The sequence below is a fragment of the Archaeoglobus neptunius genome (assembly GCF_016757965.1).
In the GTDB taxonomy this organism is placed as follows: Archaea; Halobacteriota; Archaeoglobi; order Archaeoglobales; family Archaeoglobaceae; genus Archaeoglobus; species Archaeoglobus neptunius.
Genome location: NZ_JAEKIW010000021.1, coordinates 1 through 1,179 on the forward strand (window position 1 = coordinate 1; position 1,179 = coordinate 1,179).

Genomic DNA, 1,179 nt, shown 5'->3' on the forward strand with positions numbered 1-1,179 from the left:
CTCCCTCCTGAACGCCTGCAATCCGGTTATCGCTCTGCCGAGTATCAGCGTGTGGATGTCATCCGTCCCCTCGTACGTATAAACGCTCTCAATGTTCGCCATGTGTCTTATCGGCGAATAATCAAGGCTTATCCCGTTCGCCCCCAGCAGCTCTCTGGCAGTTCTGGCACAGAATCTTGCAACTCTCACATTGTTCTTCTTGGCAAGGGATATCTGCTCTGTCGTTGCCCTCCCTTCATCCATCAGCCTTCCCAGTCTCCAGCAGAGCAGCTGTCCCTTTGTAATCTCAATCAGCATCTTCACGAGCTTCTCCTGAACGAGCTGGAATGAGGCAAGAGGAGCACCAAACTGCTTTCTTTCCTTTGTATAGTTCAAGGCCGTCTCATAGCAATCCATTGCTGCCCCGATAGCTCCCCATGAGATTCCGTATCTCGCCTGATTCAGGCAGCTTAAAGGAGCTCTCAGACCCCTTGCTTCTGGCAGTCTGTTCTCCTCCGGAACCCTGCAATTCACAAGGCCAATCTCTCCAACACCTCCAGCCCTCATAGACCCCTTCTTCGTCAGGGAGTACTGCTGGAACCCCTGCATCCCCTTCTCAACTATGAATCCCTTGATCTTGCCATCCTCAACATCCCTCGCCCAAACAACAGCTATGTCCGCAACATCAGCTTCCGTTATCCAGGTCTTGGTGCCGTTCAGCACCCACTCATCTCCCTCTCTTCTGGCAGTGGTCTCCATACTCCCCGGATCGCTCCCGTGATTTGGTTCGGTTAAACCAAAACAGCCAATGATCTCTCCCTTCGCCAGTTTAGGCAGCCATTTTTTCTTCTGCTCCTCACTGCCGTACTGCCATATCGGGTACATGACCAGCCCGGATGTCACGGCAACAAAACTTCTCAATGCACTGTCTACCCTCTCCACCTCCTGACAGATTATTCCGAAGGACGTGTAGCTCATACCGGGACAGCCGTACTCTTCCGGTATGAACGCCCCCAGCATCCCCAGCTCTCCAAATTTCCTGCCAAGCTCGTGGAAGTTCAGCGGCTTCTCCTCGTGCCACGCATCGACAATGAGCGGAACAATTTCCTTCTCCAGAAACTCTCTGACAGCACTCCTCACAAGCCTGTCCTCGTCACTCAAAAGCTCGTCAACGTTGTAGAAGTCAACTCCTCTGAACAT

Annotated in this window: 1 protein-coding gene; it reads right to left on the reverse strand. The window is 52.6% G+C overall.

Features of this window, described 5'->3' with window-relative positions; translation table 11 throughout:
- On the reverse strand, positions 1-1,179 hold a 1,179-nt coding region (locus JFQ59_RS12300; protein ID WP_202320804.1), incomplete at both ends, for an acyl-CoA dehydrogenase.